Raw genomic sequence first — 22123 nt, 5'->3', positions numbered from 1 at the left:
ACTCAACCAATAACCTTCCGAAATATCGTAAAGACAAAAGAGCGACTAGACGAGTCAAGAATGAACAAATAATATATTGCGCAAAAAATTACCGAATACAAAGTAGACATAATAAATAAGTTTAACCATGACTCGGCTAAATAGTTACTACCCAAATACATTACTAAGGGTGATAAAAAGAATATTACACACACTAGTTTAGCGCCTGAACCTACCCCTTTTATTTCTTTGTATACGAGTTCGCGTTGTGTAACATAAAAAAGACATCTAAATACTAAAATAACAGTCAAAATGGTGATCATACTTGGATAAAAATCGAATAAAATATAAACAAAAAGAAAAGCTCCAATGCAGAAAATTAAAGACCATAACGCTCTACTCTTTAAGTCCAAAGATAAATTACCTACTTGAGAATCACTACGTATTAGTGAAATAAAAACGAACAGCAAACTAAGCAAAAAGTTTTCTATTTGCCCTACATAATGATCAGAGCCTATCCACAAAAAGACAAAACTAGCATTAAAGATTACCATATAACCAAAAAGTATACTTGTGATGAAATATAGTATTTCTTTGTATACTTTGATCCCGTTTATAAAGTTAGAGTGCCCCTCTATTTTGTGTCCATTTGCCAAATAGGGCATAACCGCTGAACCAATCAAAAGTGTAACTGACAAAGAAAAAACTTGGATAAAACTAGAAAATATAAAAGAAGTAACTGCTGTTGTACCAAGTAAAATTGAAATACAGAAAAGCTCTTGAGTTACAAAAAGTTTATCGGAAAATCCCCAAACAGACATCCACTTACTAAAAGGTTGTATTGCTGTCTTTTCGCGATTCATTTCGCCAAGACTTTTTAATTTAAACCAATCAAACTCACTCTTGAGTAAAAGTATTAGGATAAGTAGAAGTAAAGTAGTCGATATCAAATATGATAACGCGATACCGATAATTCCAAAACCAGCGTTCAAATTCAACACAATAAAAAGATTAAGGAAAATCAAAAACAACAGTTTCAAGCCCTTACTTTTGTATGCCTCATTCATACCGACAAAAATCCCGTCAATAACTTCACACATCAAATTAATCAAAAAATGTAAACTTAATAGCAATCCAAAAATCGAAACAAGAAGAAAGTCCTCTTCAACAAAGTCCTCAAAAAGATAATTAACAGTAAATGAACAAGTTAGAAGTACTAGAATATAGTAAGGAAGCGCTTTAAGAGTTACCGATAAGGCTTCAAATACGGCTGTTTTAAACTGTTTCTCTAGTAACTTATTTTTCCTTTGTTGAGCTATTACCCATTTTATAGACTGGGAAGCCCTACCATCAAACATCGTTAAAAAATCAAATACCTTTAGAGAAGTTTTCCAAATAGCAAAATAATAAGTACCGAGAAGCCCTACAAAAATAGGGTTAAGTAAGAAATTGAGAAAAGCAAATAGGAAGAAGTAAATGTAATTTGTAGTTGCATTATATAACATTTTCCGCTTTTCGCTGAGTTGACGACTTTTCACTTACATTACTTCACTTAGTTGGAGGACTGGGTTAATTTTATTACGCATTATTGCCAGTGTATTTATAACGTTTAATATATTTTTATCGATATGTACTATATGACTTATACCATTTAACGAATTCTGAAACGCCATCGCAGATATTCGTTTTAGGTTTATAATTAATAACTTTCATCAAACTAGCAATATCAGCATAAGTCTTCTTCACATCGCCGGGTTGCATCGGCAACATGATCTTTTCTGCTTCTTTCCCACAGGAAGTTTCTATAGCAGAAATAAAATCACTAAGCTTTACACTATTGTTATTACCAATATTGAAAACTCGATAAGGTGCGGTGCTAGAAGAAAGACTTCTTAAATCATTATTAATATCGTTAATAGGTACTTCGTTTTGAATTCGAGTAATCCCCTCCACTATGTCATCAATATATGTAAAATCTCTTTCCATTTCTCCATTATTGAATACCTTAATTGGCTCCCCTTTAATAATCGCTTCAGTAAAAAGCCACGGAGCCATATCAGGTCTACCAGCAGGACCATATACAGTAAAAAATCGTAGTCCTGTCGTAGGAATGTTATATAAATGGGAATACGAATGTGCCATCAACTCGTTCGATTTTTTAGTCGCTGCGTAGAGCGAAACGGGATGATCTACACTATCATCCGTTGAGAAAGGAACTTTTGGATTCATTCCATAAACAGAGCTAGAAGACGCATATATTAGATGCTCAATATCGTTATTTCGACACCCTTCTAAGATTGTCATCATTCCAGTGAGGTTGCTATCAACGTAATCAAATGGTGCTTCAATTGAATATCTAACACCTGCTTGCGCTGCAAGATGAATTACTCTTTGAAATTTTTCTCTTTCGAACAGGTCTGAAATCGCATGCCTATCACTGATATCCATCTTAATAAAACGAAACAATTTAAAAGACTCAAGCTGTTTTAACCTGTATTCTTTTAAAGCAACACTGTAATAAGCATTTAGGTTGTCTAAACCAACTATCTCATGACCTTCTTTTAAAAGCCTTATACAAGTATGCATCCCTATAAAGCCGGCTGCGCCAGTAACAAGAAACTTCAATTTTTAATCCTTTTAAGTCAATACGCATTCTTGTCAGTAAAACTACGAAACACGGTAAAAACAACAATTTTAAAATCCATCCATAGTGACCAGTTGCGAATATATTCCAGGTCGTATTCGATGCGCATTTTCATTTTGTCTACAGTATCGGTTTCACCGCGCCAGCCGTTCACTTGTGCCCAGCCGGTGATGCCAGGTTTTACTTTGTGGCGCAGCATATAGTAATCCACTAACTTTCTATATTCCTCGTTGTGTTTTACTGCGTGAGGACGAGGGCCAATCACTGACATATCGCCTTTTAGCACGTTAATGAACTGCGGTAGTTCGTCGAGTGATGTTCTACGTAAAAATGCGCCGACTTTAGTGGTTCGGCTGTCACCTTTTTTAGCTTGTACTATGTCATCGGAGTTTTCGGTAACCGTCATAGAGCGGAACTTCCACACTTTTATTTTTTTGCCGTTTAGACCGTAGCGGTCTTGCTTGAATATAATCGGCCCTTTTGATGTGAGCTTTACAGCAGCCGCTATCGCCAACATAGGAATGGCGATAAGGCTAAGAATCGCGGTGGAGAGTAAAATATCTTCTAAGCGTTTTACAATTGCCACGCCGCCTTGCATAGGGTTGTCGTACACACTGATGGTTTGTACGCCACCTACGTGAGACATTTCGCCGTGCATTAGGCAATACATAAATAAATCAGGAACAACGTGTACGTTAGCTGTGGTATCCCCTAATTGATAAAGCATTTCTTGTATGCGATGCTGAGCTTTAATGGGTAAGGCAATATAGATAACGTCGTAAATTCCGCGCTTAGCGCAATCGATGCCTTTTGCTACATTACCGTGCAGCAAATAGTGGTAGTCGTCATCTAGGCGCTCTGGGGCACGATCATCAAATACCGCAGAAAGGCGATAACCGGTTTCCGGGTTTTTCATGACTTCATTGGCTAAACGTATGCCTTTTTCAGACAAACCAAAAATAGCAATGCTGCGGGTGTTATACCCTTTGCGACGCATGTTATGCAGGAATAGCTGGAACATAATGCGCCAGCCAATTAGCGCCATAAATGCCATGGAAAACCAAATGGCTAAGGCAAAGCGTGAATAGTCTTCGGCTATTTTAAAGAAAAACAAATAGGCAAGAATTAACATGCAGGCGCAGGCCCAACACAGGAATGTATAAAATACGATCTGTTTGAAAAAGCCAGCACGCCAAGAACGATATAGGGCAAAAGATTCGGCAACTAACGCAAAGCTCACCGAACCGATAAGAGAAAGAGTAAAATAATCTTTTGAATAATCTAAGCCATAGACAAATACCGCACAAAAAAGTGCAAATTGAATCACTACTACGTCAACAAGTCGATAAGCAGCCGCAAACTTGTTGGTATTGTTTTTAACCATACCTCTTTGCATGTTCATTTATCTAGTTCCTTTACTTTTTAAGAAGTTGAATGAGGTTGGAGTGTATCCAAGTCTTCTAAAATAGCCTTACTTACGAAATCCAAATTTTCCTTACCACTAGAGTAAGTGATCATTTTTACTTTTGTTGTTTGAACCAAAATGGACAGTTGGCGTATTCTGTCGGCTTCTAGTTCTAATGCCGAATAGGCATTTCCCAGTATACTGTTCTGTAAAAGCAAGATTAATGCCTGACTTGAATTGATAGTTTCAATTCGACAGTGCGGTTTATTATCGTGGTTATCTGTTACAGTTCTATTAAGAATATATATTGTTGATAATTCTGAAGAATGTTTACTTTCTTCGGTCAACTCTGGCATTTCAATCAAACGTTTATCAAAGCGGTTATGTACTTTCCTTAATACAGCTACCTCACCGCCGAGGGCATTTTCGACTGAATCGGGCCACATTCGAGCAATTGGCCAACTGGGGTAAACTTTTGGGGCGTTCCCTGATAATGTACTTGCACCAATTTGATGCAGCGCGATCATATCATCAGTTAGCCAGTCACATCCAGTTTGTTGTAACTTTGCACTTAAAGTTGATTTACCTGTGCCGCTATTTGCTACTAGCGCAAAGGTTTTATCTGCTCGCTTTAAGGCATTTGCATGTATACAAGGTACATGCTGAGTTTCTAACCAGAGCGCTAACGCTAGGGTCTGAAAATAATGGGAGGAAGATGTACCTTCATCCCAATCAATGGTTATTTTGTGTTGCTGGATGAGAAAGCGACCTTTGCCTTCACAATTAACGCTAAGTATGTAGCTTGGAAGTGCTGGCGTTGTCTGCTTTACTTCTTGGCTTGTATTGTCAGCATTAGAAAGCGATGGATTTGAAACATCTGGGGGACAAGTATGCGGGTAGAGATTTAACTCACTGAAGTATCTCAATCCCTGATCTTTTAACGTCCATATTGGCTGCTGATTTGCGTCAAGGCTAACCGCTTCAAAAGCGAGTTCAACAGCCAATTCACAGAGTTCAGTTTTATCACCAGTGCAAGTAGCATCAGCTAAAAAACATTCAACGCCATGAAGCGGCGTTGAATAATATTTATCTTGCATTGGTGACTAATGCCTCTGTTCAATCCCTGATTTGAATCTAAGGTAGTCGCTTTCGCAGACTAAAGATTAACCCGTAAAAGGATTACGCTTTGTGTGTCCGCCTTGCTCATCAGGAATGCTACCCGCATAACCTTGAGTCAATTCAGCTAGGTTACCTGGATTGTTTAGCTCTGGCTTAGTATAGGGCTTCTTGCCACTAACGTTATCGTTTACATTTACTTCATTCATGACGTGTCTCCCTAATTATTTAATCTGATACTATTTTCTAGAACGTAGACGCGCTGCGCCAAACAACAAACCAGTTAGGATCATTGCAGTAGTAGCTGGCTCTGGTACTTTAATGGTATCTGTATCAGCTACAAAAACTAGTTCGTCATCAATCGCTAGTTCTGATGAACCGAATAATACTTCAAGTGCAAAAAACAAATCGCCGTAAGCTGCATTTAGTTGATCGCTATACGTTACTGAATCAACGCTTGTTGCTGAAGCAAATGCAACACCAATGCTTGAGTAAGGTGTATTTTCGCTACCAGAGTCGATATCAAAAGCAACATTAGCAACAGAACCATCAATGCTAAAGCCGACAATTGCAGATGCAGAAGCTAAGTTAGTTAGTGTCCATGCACCATAAATATCACCACTTGGAGCAACGTTACCGCTACTGAAACCTTGTTGAGTCAAAGACCAAGTTGATGTTACTACACCACCTGAGAAACCTTGAGCATCAGCAATTGGGTCGCCAGTACCTAAAACAACGTCAGGAAATGCTGACCAAATACCTGTATCTGTAGTTCCATCACTGAACATTGCTGTTACAGAGATACCGCCCATATCAGCACCAGTGATGTTTGACTCATCGATTAAAAGAGCTGACTGAGCGCTAAGGCTCATACCTATTAATGACAATCCCGCAATAATTTTCTTAATCATGTGATGCTCCTTATTTAGTTCTACGAACTTAAAATTCTCTTGAATATGCACTTAATGCTATTACTACTGCAGAAATAACTGCAAAAGCCATTCCAGATATATTTTTTCTTTAAAAATCATGCAGTTAACAAAATTGAATGTTAATGGCTTGTTAACTCTAAAATGATCTGTAAAAATTCCTGACAGAAAAAACCTAATGTAAACAAAAGGTTATATTGTCATTTGTTGTTACAGTAGAGTGACATTTGGCATATAGTACCCTTAATTTACCGGTGTTCGAAAGCTTTATTTAGGTCTAAATATTATATGAATACATTGTTTGCTCTATTTGGTTCTAAAGCGCCTCGTTATTTTGAGGCGATTCAGGGCTACTATGAAAATTCAAATAAACAAGTAATATCAGACAGTTACAGCTCGATCGGTGGTGCAGATTCTAGTGTTTTCTTGGGTAAGGTGGCCGATGCCGATGGGGTGTTAAAAACCGATACACCCGTCCCCCTGAAGATTGTGAGTGCAGGGCGATTTTGTTTAAAAAATGCACCTTTGGTGTGCGATGGTGCACTAAAAGATCGCGATCTTTGGGATTTGATCGATAGCGATTATTCGAAAACCATTGAGCAGCTAGACGGTGATTTTACCCTCATTTCCTGGCATCCAGATGCTGGCGAGTTACGATTTTGTAGCGCTGCGTTTAATCCCCGTACCCTATTTTATGGGTGGTTAGAGGGTTGCTTTGTGGTGACCACTGATTTGCAGTTGATGACGACCCTGCTCACCCCGAAAGTGGATAACATTTCGATTCTGCAGTGGCTGGCGGGACGGCCGGATCCGAATCGATCTATGTTCAGCAACATTGATCAGCTACCCTTCGCTCACAGCGCCTGTTTATCTGCCGAAAATCAATTAACTGTGAGGCGATTTTGGGATATCCAACCCAACCACTCACTAAAGTTTGCCAATGAAGTGGAGTATGAGCAGGCTTTTTACGATGTGCTAAAACAAAGTGTCGCAGGGGCGTTGCCACTGAGTTCACAGGGTAAGCGGCCTGAACCTATTTTCAGCCAGATGAGCGGTGGTATGGATTCAACTTCTATCACCTCTATTTTACATTCATTGAGTGAGCATGGTGGTAAAGACGCAGATCCCCTTGGGTTTGAATTACATTCCATTTCTCATACTTATCGGAATACCCAGAGTTGTGACGAGATAGAAAAGATTGATGCAATGCGGGACTTTTTGAAGCTTCAACATAGTCACTTTGTTGAGCTAGACCAATTTACCAATCTTTCGTTTGCCCAGGTGTACCCTACTCAGTTGCAGAACCCTGGCGTGGTGGCTTCACCTAAGTACCAACAGGAAGCTGAAATGATTCAGCGGTTAGGGGGGCACGACTTGTTTACCGGCAATGGCGGTGACGAAATGTGTTGGGGTCACAGCTTTGCTTATCGGGACAGATTAGCCAGTGGTGATCTTGGAGTCATTAAAGAGGTGTTTAATTCTGCTCAACAGTTGGGTATGTCACCCATGAGGATCATGCTGCAAGTACTGGTTAAGCCATTATTGCCTCAGTCACTGTTATCCTTGTTAGGCAAGCAGCCAGTAGATGCCGACCACTTTCCCCAGTGGTTAGGGCCTCAACAACAGGCCATGTTGAAGTCGGTTGAGAAGCACAATCCCTTTGCCCAAAGTAAGCAATGGGCAAAACGAGCTCGCTATGAGGGCTTATTTACTACCTCCACTTTTAATAGCATGCGTTCCTATCAGCATGTTTGCGATCCTTTAGGGATTGCAGTACATCATCCGTTTTTCAACAAGCAGCTAGCGGAGTTTAGTTTTGCGGTGCCGCAAAAATTGCACATCCAGGGGCGATATCCAAAATATTTGTTGCGTAAAGCCATGGATAGCCATTTGCCAGAAAGCGTGTGTTGGGACCAGAACAAAACCGTATTTGATCAGCATTTTGCGAATTTGGTGCGTGCAAATAAAACCGAGCTTCGTGAGTTGTTATCCCATCCAGGTTTACAAGATTTAGGGTTGGTTGATAATGACATTTTGTTAGCCAGTTTCGATAAGGTAGTAGCCTCACCAAAGGGTTCGTTAAACGTCGATTTATTGTACGCAATTTTAACCCAATCCTGGTACCAAACCCACATGTTGTAGCATGGCCTTTAGGCCATGGATGCTAGGCCATGGATTGTCTTTAGACCATGGGCTCTCTCGGGGCTAAAGCACCCGACTACAGGTATATGGAATCCCAATGGGGATATTGTTTTAGGCTTTTGACAATTCCTGCCCGCAATGGATTTGCAACAATGTACCGTGCGGCCTCAATTATATTTTCTTCTTTGCGTATTGCGTGGTCATGAAAACCTGCTTGCCATATTCCCCCCTTTCGGTTTAATCGTTTGCATATTTGATGGGACGTGGTGCCTTTGATATACCCGATTACCTCGCTAAGGCTCGAATCACCTTCTAACGACATCAAAAAATGCACGTGGTCGGGCATAATCACCCAACTTAGGAACTGTATTTTGCCCCTTTGTTGGGATTTTTTCATGCATGCCACCACGATTCTTGCCAAGGTAAATTGGATAAATAATGGTTCCCGATGTTTTGTACAGGCCGTGATTAAATACACCTGACCAATTATAGAGCGGCGTCCTTTTGTTAGGGTTTTGCCCATGGTTCAATCCTTTGAATGGCAAATTTTAAGTGTAGATTGAATATTGTTTAGACGGGGTACAGAAATATTGGGGAGGAATTTTCCGGGGAACCCCTCGGGGCATTTCTCGGGGCCTGTAGCATGGTCTTTAGGCCATGGGCATTCCTCGGGGCTAAAGCCTCCGACTGCAGGTGGCTGTAGCATGGTCTTTAGGCCATGGGGTTTTAGGCCATGGACATTCCTCGGGGCTAAAGCACCCGACTACAAGTGCCTGTAGCATGGTCTTTAGGCCATGGGGTTTTCCCTCTCGGGGTAATTCCTCGGGGCTAAAGCCGCCGACTACAGGTGGCTGTAGCATGGTCTTTAGGCCATGGGCATTTCTCGGGGCTAAAGCCGCCGACTACAGGTGCCTGTAGCATGGTCTTTAGGCCATGGACATTCCTCGGGGCTAAAGCCGCCGACTACAAGTGGCTGTAGCATGGTCTTTAGGCCATGGGGTTTTCCCTCTCGGGGTAATTCCTCGGGGCTAAAGCCACCGACTACAGGTGCCTGTAGCATGGTCTTTAGGCCATGAATGTCAGGCCATGGGATTTCCCTCTCGGGGTTATAGGGAAGATATGCTGGCTTGGAAGAATTGGCTTTTGTTGGTGATTTCGGTGTAGGTATTCACGACTTCTTTGCTGTCGTTAATGATAAAACCGTTTACGGTTAGCCATGAATGGGCTTCAAGGGTTTTGTCGTTATTTCCTTGGGTGTTAGTTGGCTTTGCAGAGCTGAACCTTACACCAATGTGCAAGGTCGAGGGCATATTTTTACTTAGCAGCAATTCCTGTAAAGCCAAGCAACGGCGCAGACAATTCATGGGGCGATAATGGTGTCGTGTTACTTTGGCAAACAAGATGGCTTGTTGCAGATATTTGTGTTGGGGATAGGCATCAAACTGGTTGCTTGTATTGCTCACACTAAGATTCTTATCGAGATACTTTTTCCATTTTTTGTAGGGCTGGTTGGATATGCGCCAATCCCATTTGGCTAATAACCAATAAGCATGCACGATGGTAGGTAAAGAGGTGATCAACTGCATACGTTTGTTTTCCCTAAATCAACCATTGTCCTACACATGGAGCTTGCGCCCTAGGCTTCTTCTAACAGTCCTTTGTCGCTCATTGTGTCAATAAGCTCTGATAGATCAGCTTGAATATTGTCGACCGTGGCGTCGTAATTTTGCTCGATGAGGGCCACCACCTGAGAGACAGATTGCCCCGTATTCAAGGCTTCAATCATTTCCGTACCTATGGGATCGAGGGTGTAATACTGGCCGCTAATAGAGTCTAAAATGACCGTCTCATCCACCACTTTTTGAAACAACGCTTTGTCTGAAAGTTTATATTTAGTGTCGCTATTCAGCATATTACGTCCTACTCATTGGTTTTTTATTCATCTAGGTAAATTTACTGTCTCAATTCTAGAGCTTGTTTTAAACCTGCGCCAGAGAACCTTGTTCTAGTTTATAGACTTTATCTGCCAGTTCACACAGATGTTGGTCGTGAGTCACAATTATAATGGTTTTGTCTTTTAATGACTCCCCTAGAAGCCTAGAAAATTCCAATTTTCCGGCGTCATCGGTAAAAGACGTGGGTTCATCAAACAGCAAAATTTGTGGGTTAATCACTAAGGCACGCGCCAAGGAAATACGCTGTCGTTGTCCACCGGAAAGGAGTACACCGTTTTCACCCACTTTGGTGTAGTAGCCGGCTTTCAAATCGGTAATAAAACTATCTGCACCGGCAAGTTTCGCAGCTTCAATAATCTCCTCTTCACTGGCTTGGGGCAAGCCATAGGCAATATTGTCTAAAATGTTGCCATCACATAAGGCGATATCTTGCGACACTAAGCCAATTGCCTTGCGCAAAGACACTAGGCTGCAATCGGCAATAGCCTGGTTATCAATTAAGATGTTGCCGTTTTGAGGTTCCATAAACCGCATGAGTAAGTGAATTAAACTGGTTTTTCCAGCGCCGTTTGGCCCCAGAATGATACTCACACTAGCGCTGTCAAAGCGTGCATCGACGCTTTTTAAAATGGGACTGTCAGGCTGATACGCAAAAGAAACACCATTAAACTCAATATCGCCCCTTTGGCAAGACAGGTCGAATTCGGCTTTATCATCTGACTCAGGGGATACATTAAATACCTCTAAAATACGTGTAGAAGAGCCCCTAGCCTGCTGTAGCTGACCGTATAATCCGGCAAAAGTACTCATGGGCTTGGCAAACACTAAGCCATACATCAGCAAGGTGATTAAATTGGGAATGGTGAGCTCGCCTGATTGATAGTGCAACGCGCTCACTACAACTATGAAGACAATACCAATTGATATAATCATTTGAATAAGCGGGGAAATGAGCGCTTGAATGCGCAGTAAACGGGTTCGCAGGTCGAGTACCTGCTTGGCATTTTTGCGGAATTTTTTCGACTCAATACTTTGGCGGTTAAAGGCTTTCACCAATTGCATAGAGCCAAAGTTTTCAGTGGCGATGGCAATGGCACCGGCCTGGTGTTTTATCACCTGCTCCGAAATAGGGCGGATGGTTTTACCGACAATTTTTATGGTGATTAAAAATACTGGCACCGTGACCACGATTATCAAGGCGATGCTCAAATTGATATTGGCCATCATAATGATCGCACCTATCACTATTAGCGCCGCGGGGACTAGCCCTGTTAACACGCCGGATAAGAAATAGCTGAGCACATTGGCGTCATTACTGATGAGAGAGAGAATTTCGCCCTTTTTACGGTTGCTAAAATAGGCCATTGGCAACATTTGTACGTGGTCGTAAAGCCGGCAACTTAGGTCGTTTAATACTTGAGCGCCGACGATATTGGTGCGAAAGGTTGATTCAAAGCGCAATACCGCTTGCAATATAATCAAGGCTACCCAAGCTAAGCATATTTGACCTATTGACCAGCCAAATGCATTTTCTTGATCCAAGATACTCATTGAAAACTGGCCGATAAAATAAGGGATACTCAGGCTTATCAGACTTTCTGCAAGCATCAACAGCACAGCAAGACACAATGCGGTTTTATGATAGCGGAGTAGTTTAAATAGCGATAAAAATGACATTGAATGAGTAGGTTAGGAACAATCGAGTATTGGCATCTACTCTACCTTATTTTAGTGAACGATTAACAGCAGCGATTGAAAATAAACCCCAAGCGGAGAGGTGAATGTAAACCCAAGGCCTGTAGTCGGGTGCTTTAGCCCCGAGAAGGCAATGTTGAAATTATGATAATTCATCGTCGTCCTTACCTTTCATGGCCTAAAGGCCATGCTACAGGACCGAGGAAAAATCCATGCGCGGTCACCCTGTAGTCGGCGGCTTTAGCCCCGAAAAGACAATATTGAAAATTATGATAATTCATGGTCGTCCATACCTTTCATGGCCTAAAGGCCATGCTACAGGGCTCGAGGAAAAATCCATGCGCGGTCACCCTGTAGTCGGCGGCTTTAGCCCCGAGAGAGCCCATGGCCTAAAGGCCATGCTACAGGACCGAGGAAAAAACCATGCGCGGTCACCCTGTAGTCGGCGGCTTTAGCCCCGAGAGAGGGGTATCAAAACCCCATGATAAACCCATGGCCTAAAGACCATGCTACAGGGCTCGAGGGATAATTGACCTTCACTGCCCATGGCCTAAAGGCCATGCTACAGATTAAATGCCTATTCGACTAAATGGTTTAATGAATATAAATCGCGGGTTTGGGTGGATTGTTTGCGCACTTCTTCTAAGGCTTTGGCTTCGCTTATTTCGAACAGCGTGTTGATCAATCGGTTGAAGTGGTAATGCATTGCCTGTCTTGCTTCGGCTGAATCGTGATTTTTCAAGGCGGTGTATATTTTACGATGTTCTTCTAAACGATCGCTGTCGCTGCGGTTACACACGTTTTTATATACATTGACTATGTCGGGTTCTGAATCTCGTAATTGCCAGAATTTTTCAACCGCTAAACATACCGCGTTGTTGCGAGTGGCTTTAGAAATAATCAAATGGAATTCGCGGTCTGCCTTTTCTGGATGAACCCCCTTTTCCATGGCAACTAATGTCCCTTCTAAATCGGCAAGTTCTTGCTCTGTAATAGACGCCGCGGCCAACGCAGCAGCCTCGCCTTCCACTAATGCTCTTGCTTGGGTTAATTCAAAGGCACTAACTTTGATTTCAGGTTCGTCGGTTTGCGGATTTTCCAGTACGTAAACCCCAGAGCTGGTTTTCACGTCAACTCGTTCGCGTACTTCTAAGGCTATAATGGCTTCGCGGATTGTAGGACGACTAACGTTAAAGGTTTCAGCTAATTCTCGTTCGGGTGGTAATCGACTTCCCGGTGGATATTTCCCGGAATCAATTAATGCTTCGATTTTTTCGACTATCTGCCAAAACATACGACGATTTTTCATCTATAATCCTCTCACCCAAACACAACAGCTTTAGTATTATTATTTCGCTTTTTCGTTTGATTTACTTATACCTAGGTTTGTACTAATACTTATTACGACAAACCATTTTTGATATTTACACTTGCTTAACAACTAAGGTAATGAGGATAGCATACACCTCCCCAAGATTATTACCAATAAAATTTAAATTGGTAACAACAACGGGCGATAATGGTTGACAATATTAGGTTATATTGATTAGATATCAGCATAAATTAACTTGGGGAAAATATATGACACACAGCGAAGCGTTTATTTACGGTGACAAGCAGCCAATTGAAGATATTGGTAATGGCATGAAGCGTCAATTAATGGGTTACAATGACCAAATTATGATGGCGAAAATCTGGTTTGACGATAATGCGATTGGTTATGTTCACGCCCATCCTCACTCTCAAGTTACTTATATTGAGAGCGGAGAATTTGAAGTACAAGTGGGTGAAGAAAAACAATTGTTGAAAGCTGGCGATTGCTTTTTTATGCTTCCTCATGCAGATCATGGTGCAGTTTGTAAAAAGGCTGGTATCCTTATCGATGTATTCAGTCCTTTGCGTGAAGACTTCTTGTAAAATTAATTAATTAGAGAACCAATGAATGACATATCAGAATGAAAATACCAGCGATAACCCGACAGTGGATTTTTTTAGTAAACTAAGCGGGCCGCTAGTATTTGCAGGCGAGTGTATGCTTGAGTTGGTAAACAAGAGCGATAATGAGCTTGGAAAGTCTTTTGCAGGTGATTTATATAATTCTTGTGTCTATTTAAAGCGGGCGTTTCCTGAGCAAGATATCGAATTTATGTCGTGCTTAGGAACCGATAGACTCAGTAGTGAATTGATCAGTCGATTAGACGGTGAAGGTATCAGTACTGGGTTTCTCCCGAAAATCACCAGCCATCATATTGGCAGTTATATGGTCATTACTGATGATTTTGGTGAGCGCTCTTTTATTTATTGGCGTAGTGACTCTGCTGCTAAACGCATGATCAGTGCGTTGTCATCAGAACAATCCATGGCATTGAATAAAGCAGGCATGTTTTTCTTCTCAGGCATTAGTTTAGCCATATTGTTAGATGAAGAAAGAGCTTTGTTCTGGCAGAAACTAGAAGAAATGCAGCAAGCCGGCGTATTGATTGTGTTCGATCCGAACTATCGCCCTCAACTTTGGCGTTCGCCTGATATTGCAAAGATGAATATTGAAAAAGCCTTCCAGATGGCAGATGTACTGCTTCCTGGTGTGGATGATTTTGATAAGCTTTACGGTGTCGACGACGTGGAAGAGTGCATTGGCTTGTGCATGCAGTATTCGCCCAAAGAGCTAGTTATGAAGCAGGGCGAAAAAAATGTCATTATTGTTAATGAGCAAGGACGAGAAATTGTCCCCATCGTGGCCAATGACAATGTAGTTGATACAACCTCCGCAGGTGACGCCTTCAATGGTGTTTATCTTGGTGCACGGGTATCTGGTTTCGATCCGAAAACTTCCGCACTAGCTGCGAGCGCAGCAGCAAGCAAAGTGATAGAAACCCCTGGTGCTATCATGCCTAGAGACCTATTTGAATCATTCTGGCAGTCTTATCAATTACCAAACCTGTAGTCGGTGGCTTTAGCCCCGAAAGAAAGCCCCGTTTAAACCCCATGGCCTAAAGACCATGCTACAGAACGTTCCACCTGTAGTCGGCGGCTTTAGCCCCGAAAGAGCCCCGTTCAAACCCCATGGCCTAAAGGCCATGCTACAGGACTCTACCTGTAGTCGGTGGCTTTAGCCCCGAAAGAGCCCCATTGAAAACCCATGGCCTGAAATCCATGGCCTAAAGGCCATGCTACAGAACCGGTCGATTCTTGGTTAACCAAATAAATCTAACCAAAAATCACAATTGGTATGACATTACTATTGGAGTTGCCAATTTTTACACATATAATCCCTTAATTGAGATAACAATAATTTTACATTTGGTAAGGGGAAAGTATGTTTCTTAGTTGGATACTTGACTACAAACACAGTCAAAAATCGCGGTTCTCGTTGGTCTTACTTTTAATTGCCGTGCTCAGTGCTTGCGGCGGTGGAGGTGGCAGCACCGCAACAACACCAGTGATCCCTCCTGTTGTCGTCGAGCCAGAACCTGAACCTGAGATCTGTGTAAATGAAACATACGCTGTAACTTCTGCAACTGATGACGACAGTTTTGATCCAGGCTACCCGCCGAGTAACGCTATAGACGGCCTAACTACACCAGAATCCAGATGGTCTAGCGATGGAATAGACAAAGAGTTGATACTTGATTTAGGCACCAGTAAAGAGGTAAAGGCTTTAACAATTAAGTGGTACAAAGGTAATCAGCGTACTGCCAGTTTTTCTGTGGCTACCTCAGCCAGTGCTACATTGGAAAATGCTACTTTTACTGATGTACTAGAAAATGCCGATTCCACAGGCACTCACAGCGGCTTCGAATTAGTAAGTTTAGAAGAATCAGAGGCGCGATTTATCAAGATTATCGGCATGGGAAATAGTGAAAATACCTTTAATAGCATCGTTGAGGTACAAGTACATAGCTGTGCAGAAGCCACGGGCGAGTATGCGGATATTCTCCCCAATGAAGTTGGTATCGATTTGTTGGACTGGTATCTAAGTGTACCCACAGATGAAGATAATAGTGGCACCTCCGACTCGATTTTCGAGACAGAACTGGCAGCCGGTTACACCAATTCTGAATTTTTTTATGCCTCAGAGGATAACGGCATCGTTATGCGCTCTCCAAGTTACGGTTTTAAGACCTCGCAAAATACCAACTATGTGCGTGTAGAGTTGCGTGAGATGCTGCGCAGAGGTGACCGCTCGATTAGCACCCAAGGAGTAAACAAGAACAACTGGGTGTTTGCTAGTGCTTCGGCCGAGGGCCAAGCCAATGCGGGCGGAGTAGACGGCGATTTGCGAGTAACCCTGGCCGTCAATAAAGTCACTACTACAGGGGAAGATTACCAAATTGGACGTGTGGTCATTGGGCAAATACATGCCAACGATGATGAACCTATTCGTTTGTATTATCGCAAACTGCCGGGAAATAACCTGGGTTCGATTTATTTCGCCCATGAAAGTCGTGAATTAGACAGCGACGGCGATAATATTGAAACCTATGTAGAGATGATAGGTTCAAGGAGCAATTCAGCAAGCAATCCGGCGGATGGCATTGCATTGGATGAAAAGTTTAGTTACCACATTAGTGTTAATGTGAATTTGCTAACGGTGACCATTAGCCGCGAAGGAAAGAGCGATCTGGTGGCAAATTACGATATGAGCGAAAGTATGTTTGATGAAGACGGCCAATATCATTATTTCAAAGTTGGCGTTTATCATCTGAACAATTCAAGTGATCCTGACGAATATGCCCAAGCAACCTTTTACGAAATTAAGAACAGCCACACAGGGTATAGCGCCAGCGAATAAAGAATAAACCGGTCGGCGGGCGTTTCGGGCCCGCGCATATAATTGAAATACCGCCCTGTAGTCGGGTGCTTTAGCCCCGAGAGAACCCCATGGCCTGAAGACCATGCTACAGGGCGTGCCACCTGTAGTCGGTGGCTTTAGCCCCGAGAGAGCCCCATGGCCTGAAGACCATGCTACAGGGCGTGCCACCTGTAGTCGGCGGCTTTAGCCCCGAGAGAGCCCCATGGCCTAAATGCAATCCATGGCCTAAAGACCATGCTACGGGCACCGCGCAAACACCATAAGCCATGGCCTAAAGGCCATGCTACGGGTATGTTAATGCTGGTTGTCTAGGTGATAGAAGGTGGCTTGGACGTAGTCTTTTGGGTTACCGCTGTTGTTTTGGTTATATACACCGGCTTTGAAATACATGTATTGGTTATTTTTATGATAGCCACTGTCAGTCATATCAAAAGATTTTGTGATATTGGGTTTACCTTGACGGATCAAGGTGACAAATAAAATGTTGTTTTCGACGGTGATCTTATAGCTAAATTTTTCATTTAACGAGATGCCGTCTTCTGGGTCTGCAAGAGTATGGGAGCGAGTGCCAATAAAGTTCACCCACTGGTCATCTCCGTCGTTAATTTCATGGGCGAAGTAAACTACGCCTTTGGAATTATTCGGCAGTTTGCGATAGTAGAGGCGAATGGGCTCGTCATCAGTTGCATGGATCTGGCCGATAATCACCCGCCCTACCTTTTTCTCATCGCCAGTCGTTGACACACGATTAACTGCCAAGGTGGCCTCTAAACTCCCCTCAATGGCACCAGCTTTGCGCTTAACCGAACCGTGGGCTGCGCTAAACACCCAGTTATTTTCGGTAATACCTTGGGTTTTGATAGAAGCGTTGCCTCGTCTTAGCATTTCACGAAGTTCAGTTCGGGCATATTTGGTATTTTTGGAGGTTTTAGCGCCAACATTTGGACAAGCGAACACCATGCCCCCGTCTTCAGCGGTATAAAATAGTGGTTTTAGCTCAAAGCCACCACTTAGGGGTTTTTCGTAGATAATATCGGCTTTTTTGTCTTTGTTCAGATCGGTGGGTAAGGTTAATGTCCAATCTAACAAGTCAAAGTTTTCACTTGGTTTTTTGCTAGCGTCCAGGGCGTCTAAATTGCCAAGTAAAACGCCGTCAGCCAAGTCTCTATGAGACGCTGGCATGTAACTTTGCTGGTCGGTTTGCTCTGCATAGCTAGTTGATGCCGAGGTCAAGCCAATAGCCAAAGGCGTGATTAAAAATAGCGTTTTGGTAAAAGATAATCGACCAGAAAGAGAACCACACCAAGTATTAATTAACCTTAACATTGCACTCTCCCCAGGCTAATACTACGAAATTCATAAACTACGAATTTCAAAAACACTCGCCCTAGGAACCTGTGGCTCCCAAGGCGCAACTTCTACCCCAAATCTAGATGCTTATTTTGCTTCCACAGGGGCTATTTTAGGACATAAGAACCAAATACTTGCCATAGCAATAATAGCCAAGGCTGCACCTATCACAAATACCACAGTGTAGTTACCATCAGCGGTTAGTGAAGGTACCAAGTAAATCAATACACCGGCGGCCAATTTTGCAGCCATCCCAGCGAAACCTGACAAGGTTCCAACAGATTTACCACCAAACAAGTCACTTGGCAGAGTTTGAACATTACCAATGGAGGTTTGGAATCCAAACAGTATGGTTGCCATAATCAGAACGGCGGCCACTTCTCCACCCGGATCAGATAACATTAACAACGCCGGCAACATAATTAAGCAGCCCATGGAAATAACCAGTTTTCTGGTTTTATTCACTGTCCAACCGGCTTTAAGACGGTTTTGCGCAAGTAAACCACCAAACCAAGCGCCCAACATCGCGCCAACGTAAGGTACCCAACCGTAAATAGCTAAGCCCTTAACGTCCATTTGATAAACTTCAACTAAATAAGTGGGGATCCAGACAATAAACAACCACCAAATTGGGTCGATTGCTGCAGTGGCGATAATCACCCCCCAGCTTTGTTTATGGGATAATAACTGACCAGTAGTAGGCGTGTACTCTGGCGCAGTGTTGCCATTTTCACATTTCACTTCATTTTTCTGACCCGTAAGAATGTATTCGCGCTCTTCTTCGGTGATCCAAGGGTGAGAACCTGGTGGCGATTTGACAACGATCATCCAAGGAATAAGCCACAGCAAACCAGTACAACCAACGATGACAAAAATCGCTTGCCAACTAAAAAACAAAGCAAGATAGGCAATTAGAGGAATAGACACAATACCACCAATGGCAGCACCTGAGTTGAATATCCCCTGGGCTAACGCTCTTTCACGGGTTGGAAACCATTCCGCGTTGGCTTTAGCCGCACCTGGCCAGTTACCCGCCTCAGAAATACCCAGAATCGACCTGAAGATACTAAAGGTTAAGATGCCTTGGGCAAAAGCATGCATGATGGTGGCCAATGACCAGATACCGATGGATAATACGAACCCCATTCGTGTCCCCACCCAATCGAATATCTTACCAAATAGTGCCTGACCAAAGGCATACGAGAATAAGAAGACAATACTGATAATGCCGTATACTTCTTTGAGCTCAGCATCAGTTTTCTCTGGATAAATTTCTTTACCCATGAATGGCCAGAGCACGCTTAAGGATTGTCTGTCGATATAGTTAACTACCGTTGCTAATGCAACGAGAGCAATCACCCACCATCTTAAATTCTTCATGTTTATATTTACCTATACCTGATGCTTCGAATATTATTCTTCACGTTTTTATTACGATTGCTGAATCGCGCTTTTTATTTTGTACAAACTATTCTGGTATTCACTATGCATTTCTAATCCAACCCAGAATTGCATATTGCCATGGTGATGCGCGCAATCGCCTGCTGCAGACAACTTAGATTTCAGTGTCGTCGCTGGCATCGCTTCAACTTGCTTATTAACTTGTTGCAAGTATTCTGACCCATAACCCATTGGGCTAAAGATCAGAATGACGAGAAGCGTTTGCGCCCATTTCATTGTGAAACATTTCCTACCACGACTGCAGTAGAAGGGCCGCCGGCAAAGGTTTCTGTGACGACAGGTAAAGGCGTGTTCACAAACTTATTGTTCAATATTTGGGTGCGAGGCTCACCGACAGTATGATCAATGGTGATCACCTTATTCTGAATAAATTCATTTCCTTCAAGCAGGGTTTGCTGAACACCTAATAAGAAGATAGACGAACCTGTTTTATTGCGTTTTCCAGCACCCACATTTTCAACTTTGCTATCCGTCATTCTAAAGTGCGGACCGAACGTACTTTCATCTGTACCGCCTCGATACACTTTGGCCACCGCTCCTTCAATATTGACGAAGCTCGAATTTTTGATGGTGATATATTCAGCGTTATAAATCCCCAAGTCATCCTGCTCTTTGTCTAAGCGCAAAACATCACCGGTTATATTCTTGAACACACTATTGGTGATCACCAAGTTCTCCGCCATGCTGCGGTAACCTGAATCAAATACATGGGCCGAATGATTAACGTTTAAGTCGGTAATATGGGTATTGTTGATGGTCAATTTGTAGTTATGCAGAGTTGGTAATTTGGTATTTCGAATAAGTACATTACCGGCATTATCTGGGGTTTTAACACCAGAGATATTCAGTCCGTCTAATTTTAAGCTACCGCCATCTTCTATCTCGAAAGTTAACGAGCGCATGGGATACAGTGTAACTGAACGAGGCGTTGCAGCTTTAAGAGTTACTACAGATTTAACTTGTAATTGTTTGTTTAGATCATAGTTACCTGGTGCAAGCAAAATAACCGTACCGTCATCTACCCCAGCAATGGTTTTCATCAACTCTTGGGCTGAAGAAACATTAACCACATCCCCGGAATCAAACTCCACTGGCGCATCCGCTTTGGGATACCAGCTTACGCCGGTTTGGTCTTTAGAAATTGGCTCTAGGGAGGCAGCTGCACCCACATTGGCTTGTTGTGCACTTGCACTTTGCAGTAAGCCGTTAGCACCTCGTTTCAGATCACTCTTTTCAATGGAGAAACCCGATGCAATTTCATCTTGAGGGCTTTGGCTGGCGATATTGTTGGCAAAAGTAATACCAGAAACATCATCAAATATCTTGAACGGGTTGCTACCGTCTGCATTGATTATTAAGTTATTTGAAAAGCTGCTATCAATTGGCGTTGCAGTGCGCTCTGCATCACTTCCACCGGCTAAGTTGATGTTGTCGACATTTACAATGGTGTTGTTTTCGATGATGGCATTTTTAACTTGATGATAGCGATTGATAGATGAATTAGGCACACCGTTTAAAATAGTAAAACCACCGCCAAAACGAATACCGGTTAAGCCTTCCATGTAATTATTACGGATTGTTTGATCAGCATTGATTACGCGAATACCACCAGTATGGTCTTTACCATTTCCGAAGAATACGTTGCCTTCAACTAAATTACCGTTGCCATGACGCAAGGTTAAGGTGCCGCGGCTTTCCCAAAATACGTTGTTGAGGAATTTGTTTTTGCCAGACTTATTGGAAATAATTTCAACTTCACCATTGCAGCGTTCGAAGTAGTTATTTTCAACAACGGTTAGAGAGTCACTTAAGGAATATTTACTGGTACCAATACGCAAGGTTTCGCCACCGTTAGAGCCTAGAATAGGTCGAGGCCCAAAATAGTTGTGGTCAATGCGGTGGTTGTTTTGTTGGCTGGCTTCGCTATTTAATCTAACCGCCATGGTTACACCAGCGTTGTTTTTACCTTCTAAATGGCTGTGGTCAAAACGGTTATTTTTACCGTATAACACCACCCACTTATCTGAGTTAAATTTGTCTGTATTGCTAAATCCGTCAATAACGACTTCCGTTACCCGAGAGTGATTAGCGAGGGTGTCAGCGTCTTCGCGGAATGAAATCACTTCACCAGTAGGACTGTAACCATCTTTGAATACCAGTCCTTCAACAACTAAATATTCACCTGATAAACGTAAATTGGAAAGGCCAGTTAAAATGACTTTCCCTTTGGTTTGCGCTTTAAGGGTAATAGGTTTCTCAGCCGTCCCCTTGCCTTTCAAAAGAATTTCAAAATCTTTCCATTCTTTGTCGGCTAAAATAAGGGTGTCGCCAGGTTGTAATGAGGCTGCGGCTTGTGAAAATTGCTGTTGGTCGTTAATTAAAATGCCATCTGCGGTTTTTAGCATCTTTGCTGATGCCATCTGGCTAGTTGGTTTGCTGCTATTTTCAGCATTTTGAGAAGACGCGCTACAACCTACAACGGACACCACCATGGTAAGTGCAACGATACGGGGAAAAGAGAAATTTTTAGCAAACATTCAACACGACCTAATTCCATTTTAAAAATAAGTAGAACCCTGTAAGTACTATTCGTACGCAGAACCCTGGTTGGCAATGCATGTTGTAGAAACCATA

19 protein-coding genes are annotated in these 22123 nt (G+C 42.5%); 4 read left to right on the top strand and 15 right to left on the bottom strand.

Going from position 1 to position 22123, the window contains the following annotated elements:
* Positions 1-2: 2 nt before the first annotated feature.
* From Q4574_RS08000 to Q4574_RS07975, 6 genes are all read right to left on the bottom strand, one after another.
* Positions 3-1517, bottom strand: a complete 1515-nt coding sequence (locus Q4574_RS08000; RefSeq protein ID WP_303473325.1) for a hypothetical protein — start codon at positions 1515-1517, stop codon at positions 3-5.
* Between the two features lie 82 nt (positions 1518-1599).
* Positions 1600-2604, bottom strand: a complete 1005-nt coding sequence (locus Q4574_RS07995) for an NAD-dependent epimerase (protein WP_303473324.1) — start codon at positions 2602-2604, stop codon at positions 1600-1602.
* Between the two features lie 17 nt (positions 2605-2621).
* A complete protein-coding gene (locus tag Q4574_RS07990) occupies positions 2622-4025 on the bottom strand; it encodes an undecaprenyl-phosphate glucose phosphotransferase (RefSeq protein ID WP_303473322.1) in 1404 nt (467 codons plus the stop codon).
* A 20-nt stretch (positions 4026-4045) separates the two neighbouring features.
* Entirely contained in the window at positions 4046-5125 is a 1080-nt protein-coding gene (locus tag Q4574_RS07985) for a hypothetical protein (RefSeq protein WP_303473320.1), read from the bottom strand.
* Between the two features lie 66 nt (positions 5126-5191).
* The gene (locus Q4574_RS07980; protein WP_303473318.1) at positions 5192-5353 is read right to left on the bottom strand and encodes a putative RiPP precursor; all 162 of its coding nucleotides are present in this window, start codon (positions 5351-5353) and stop codon (positions 5192-5194) included.
* Between the two features lie 30 nt (positions 5354-5383).
* On the bottom strand, positions 5384-6055 hold the full coding sequence (locus Q4574_RS07975; RefSeq protein ID WP_303473316.1) for a PEP-CTERM sorting domain-containing protein: 672 nt from the start codon (positions 6053-6055) through the stop codon (positions 5384-5386).
* Positions 6056-6361: 306 nt separating this feature from the next.
* On the opposite strand from Q4574_RS07975, the gene Q4574_RS07970 reads away from it, so the two are divergent.
* Positions 6362-8215: an asparagine synthetase B family protein gene (locus tag Q4574_RS07970; protein ID WP_303473314.1), complete on the top strand. Its 1854-nt coding sequence runs from the start codon at positions 6362-6364 to the stop codon at positions 8213-8215.
* A gap of 76 nt (positions 8216-8291) precedes the next feature.
* Here the strand turns inward: Q4574_RS07970 and Q4574_RS07965 are convergent, their stop codons facing one another.
* The 5 genes from Q4574_RS07965 to Q4574_RS07945 all read right to left on the bottom strand — a co-directional run bounded on the left by Q4574_RS07965 (position 8292) and on the right by Q4574_RS07945 (position 13174).
* Positions 8292-8738 carry a transposase gene (locus Q4574_RS07965; protein ID WP_303473312.1) on the bottom strand — a complete coding sequence of 149 codons (447 nt, stop codon included), beginning with the start codon at positions 8736-8738 and terminating at the stop codon, positions 8292-8294.
* A gap of 583 nt (positions 8739-9321) precedes the next feature.
* Positions 9322-9801, bottom strand: coding sequence for a lasso peptide biosynthesis B2 protein (locus tag Q4574_RS07960; protein ID WP_303473310.1), 480 nt, complete (start codon positions 9799-9801; stop codon positions 9322-9324).
* A 50-nt stretch (positions 9802-9851) separates the two neighbouring features.
* The gene (locus Q4574_RS07955; RefSeq protein WP_303473309.1) at positions 9852-10127 is read right to left on the bottom strand and encodes a PqqD family protein; all 276 of its coding nucleotides are present in this window, start codon (positions 10125-10127) and stop codon (positions 9852-9854) included.
* Positions 10128-10194: 67 nt separating this feature from the next.
* Positions 10195-11847 carry an ABC transporter ATP-binding protein gene (locus tag Q4574_RS07950; protein ID WP_303473308.1) on the bottom strand — a complete coding sequence of 551 codons (1653 nt, stop codon included), beginning with the start codon at positions 11845-11847 and terminating at the stop codon, positions 10195-10197.
* A 595-nt stretch (positions 11848-12442) separates the two neighbouring features.
* Complete coding sequence (locus Q4574_RS07945) at positions 12443-13174, bottom strand: FadR/GntR family transcriptional regulator (RefSeq protein WP_303473306.1); 732 nt, start codon at positions 13172-13174, stop codon at positions 12443-12445.
* 272 nt (positions 13175-13446) lie between these two features.
* On the opposite strand from Q4574_RS07945, the gene Q4574_RS07940 reads away from it, so the two are divergent.
* From Q4574_RS07940 to Q4574_RS07930, 3 genes are all read left to right on the top strand, one after another.
* Positions 13447-13782: a cupin domain-containing protein gene (locus Q4574_RS07940; RefSeq protein WP_216050586.1), complete on the top strand. Its 336-nt coding sequence runs from the start codon at positions 13447-13449 to the stop codon at positions 13780-13782.
* A gap of 25 nt (positions 13783-13807) precedes the next feature.
* Entirely contained in the window at positions 13808-14809 is a 1002-nt protein-coding gene (locus Q4574_RS07935; RefSeq protein ID WP_303473299.1) for a sugar kinase, read from the top strand.
* A gap of 372 nt (positions 14810-15181) precedes the next feature.
* On the top strand, positions 15182-16657 hold the full coding sequence (locus Q4574_RS07930; protein ID WP_303473297.1) for a polysaccharide lyase family 7 protein: 1476 nt from the start codon (positions 15182-15184) through the stop codon (positions 16655-16657).
* 315 nt (positions 16658-16972) lie between these two features.
* Here the strand turns inward: Q4574_RS07930 and Q4574_RS07925 are convergent, their stop codons facing one another.
* The 4 genes from Q4574_RS07925 to Q4574_RS07910 all read right to left on the bottom strand — a co-directional run bounded on the left by Q4574_RS07925 (position 16973) and on the right by Q4574_RS07910 (position 22026).
* Positions 16973-18004, bottom strand: a complete 1032-nt coding sequence (locus tag Q4574_RS07925; protein ID WP_303473295.1) for a polysaccharide lyase family 7 protein — start codon at positions 18002-18004, stop codon at positions 16973-16975.
* A gap of 111 nt (positions 18005-18115) precedes the next feature.
* A complete protein-coding gene (locus tag Q4574_RS07920) occupies positions 18116-19408 on the bottom strand; it encodes an MFS transporter (RefSeq protein WP_303473293.1) in 1293 nt (430 codons plus the stop codon).
* 51 nt (positions 19409-19459) lie between these two features.
* Positions 19460-19705: a hypothetical protein gene (locus Q4574_RS07915; RefSeq protein ID WP_303473291.1), complete on the bottom strand. Its 246-nt coding sequence runs from the start codon at positions 19703-19705 to the stop codon at positions 19460-19462.
* Positions 19702-22026: a chondroitinase-B domain-containing protein gene (locus tag Q4574_RS07910; protein ID WP_303473289.1), complete on the bottom strand. Its 2325-nt coding sequence runs from the start codon at positions 22024-22026 to the stop codon at positions 19702-19704. The genes Q4574_RS07915 and Q4574_RS07910 overlap by 4 nt, the downstream gene beginning before the upstream one ends.
* Positions 22027-22123 lie beyond the last annotated feature (97 nt).

The sequence above is a fragment of the Aliiglaciecola sp. 3_MG-2023 genome (assembly GCF_030548205.1).
Classification (GTDB): Bacteria; Pseudomonadota; Gammaproteobacteria; order Enterobacterales; family Alteromonadaceae; genus Aliiglaciecola.
This window is presented reverse-complemented; position numbering and strand designations above follow the sequence as displayed.

Bases quoted from the DNA above. Each gene is read 5' to 3' on its own strand.
- Q4574_RS07960 (WP_303473310.1), bottom strand. From the start codon at position 9,801: ATGCAGTTGATCACCTCTTTACCTACCATCGTGCATGCTTATTGGTTA.
- Q4574_RS07950 (WP_303473308.1), bottom strand. From the start codon at position 11,847: ATGTCATTTTTATCGCTATTTAAACTACTCCGCTATCATAAAACCGCA.
- Q4574_RS07970 (WP_303473314.1), top strand. From the start codon at position 6,362: ATGAATACATTGTTTGCTCTATTTGGTTCTAAAGCGCCTCGTTATTTT.
- Q4574_RS07955 (WP_303473309.1), bottom strand. From the start codon at position 10,127: ATGCTGAATAGCGACACTAAATATAAACTTTCAGACAAAGCGTTGTTT.
- Q4574_RS07940 (WP_216050586.1), top strand. From the start codon at position 13,447: ATGACACACAGCGAAGCGTTTATTTACGGTGACAAGCAGCCAATTGAA.
- Q4574_RS07920 (WP_303473293.1), bottom strand. From the start codon at position 19,408: ATGAAGAATTTAAGATGGTGGGTGATTGCTCTCGTTGCATTAGCAACG.
- Q4574_RS07925 (WP_303473295.1), bottom strand. From the start codon at position 18,004: ATGTTAAGGTTAATTAATACTTGGTGTGGTTCTCTTTCTGGTCGATTA.
- Q4574_RS07910 (WP_303473289.1), bottom strand. From the start codon at position 22,026: ATGTTTGCTAAAAATTTCTCTTTTCCCCGTATCGTTGCACTTACCATG.
- Q4574_RS07915 (WP_303473291.1), bottom strand. From the start codon at position 19,705: ATGAAATGGGCGCAAACGCTTCTCGTCATTCTGATCTTTAGCCCAATG.
- Q4574_RS07935 (WP_303473299.1), top strand. From the start codon at position 13,808: ATGACATATCAGAATGAAAATACCAGCGATAACCCGACAGTGGATTTT.
- Q4574_RS07980 (WP_303473318.1), bottom strand. From the start codon at position 5,353: ATGAATGAAGTAAATGTAAACGATAACGTTAGTGGCAAGAAGCCCTAT.
- Q4574_RS07985 (WP_303473320.1), bottom strand. From the start codon at position 5,125: ATGCAAGATAAATATTATTCAACGCCGCTTCATGGCGTTGAATGTTTT.
- Q4574_RS07990 (WP_303473322.1), bottom strand. From the start codon at position 4,025: ATGAACATGCAAAGAGGTATGGTTAAAAACAATACCAACAAGTTTGCG.
- Q4574_RS07930 (WP_303473297.1), top strand. From the start codon at position 15,182: ATGTTTCTTAGTTGGATACTTGACTACAAACACAGTCAAAAATCGCGG.
- Q4574_RS07945 (WP_303473306.1), bottom strand. From the start codon at position 13,174: ATGAAAAATCGTCGTATGTTTTGGCAGATAGTCGAAAAAATCGAAGCA.
- Q4574_RS07975 (WP_303473316.1), bottom strand. From the start codon at position 6,055: ATGATTAAGAAAATTATTGCGGGATTGTCATTAATAGGTATGAGCCTT.
- Q4574_RS07965 (WP_303473312.1), bottom strand. From the start codon at position 8,738: ATGGGCAAAACCCTAACAAAAGGACGCCGCTCTATAATTGGTCAGGTG.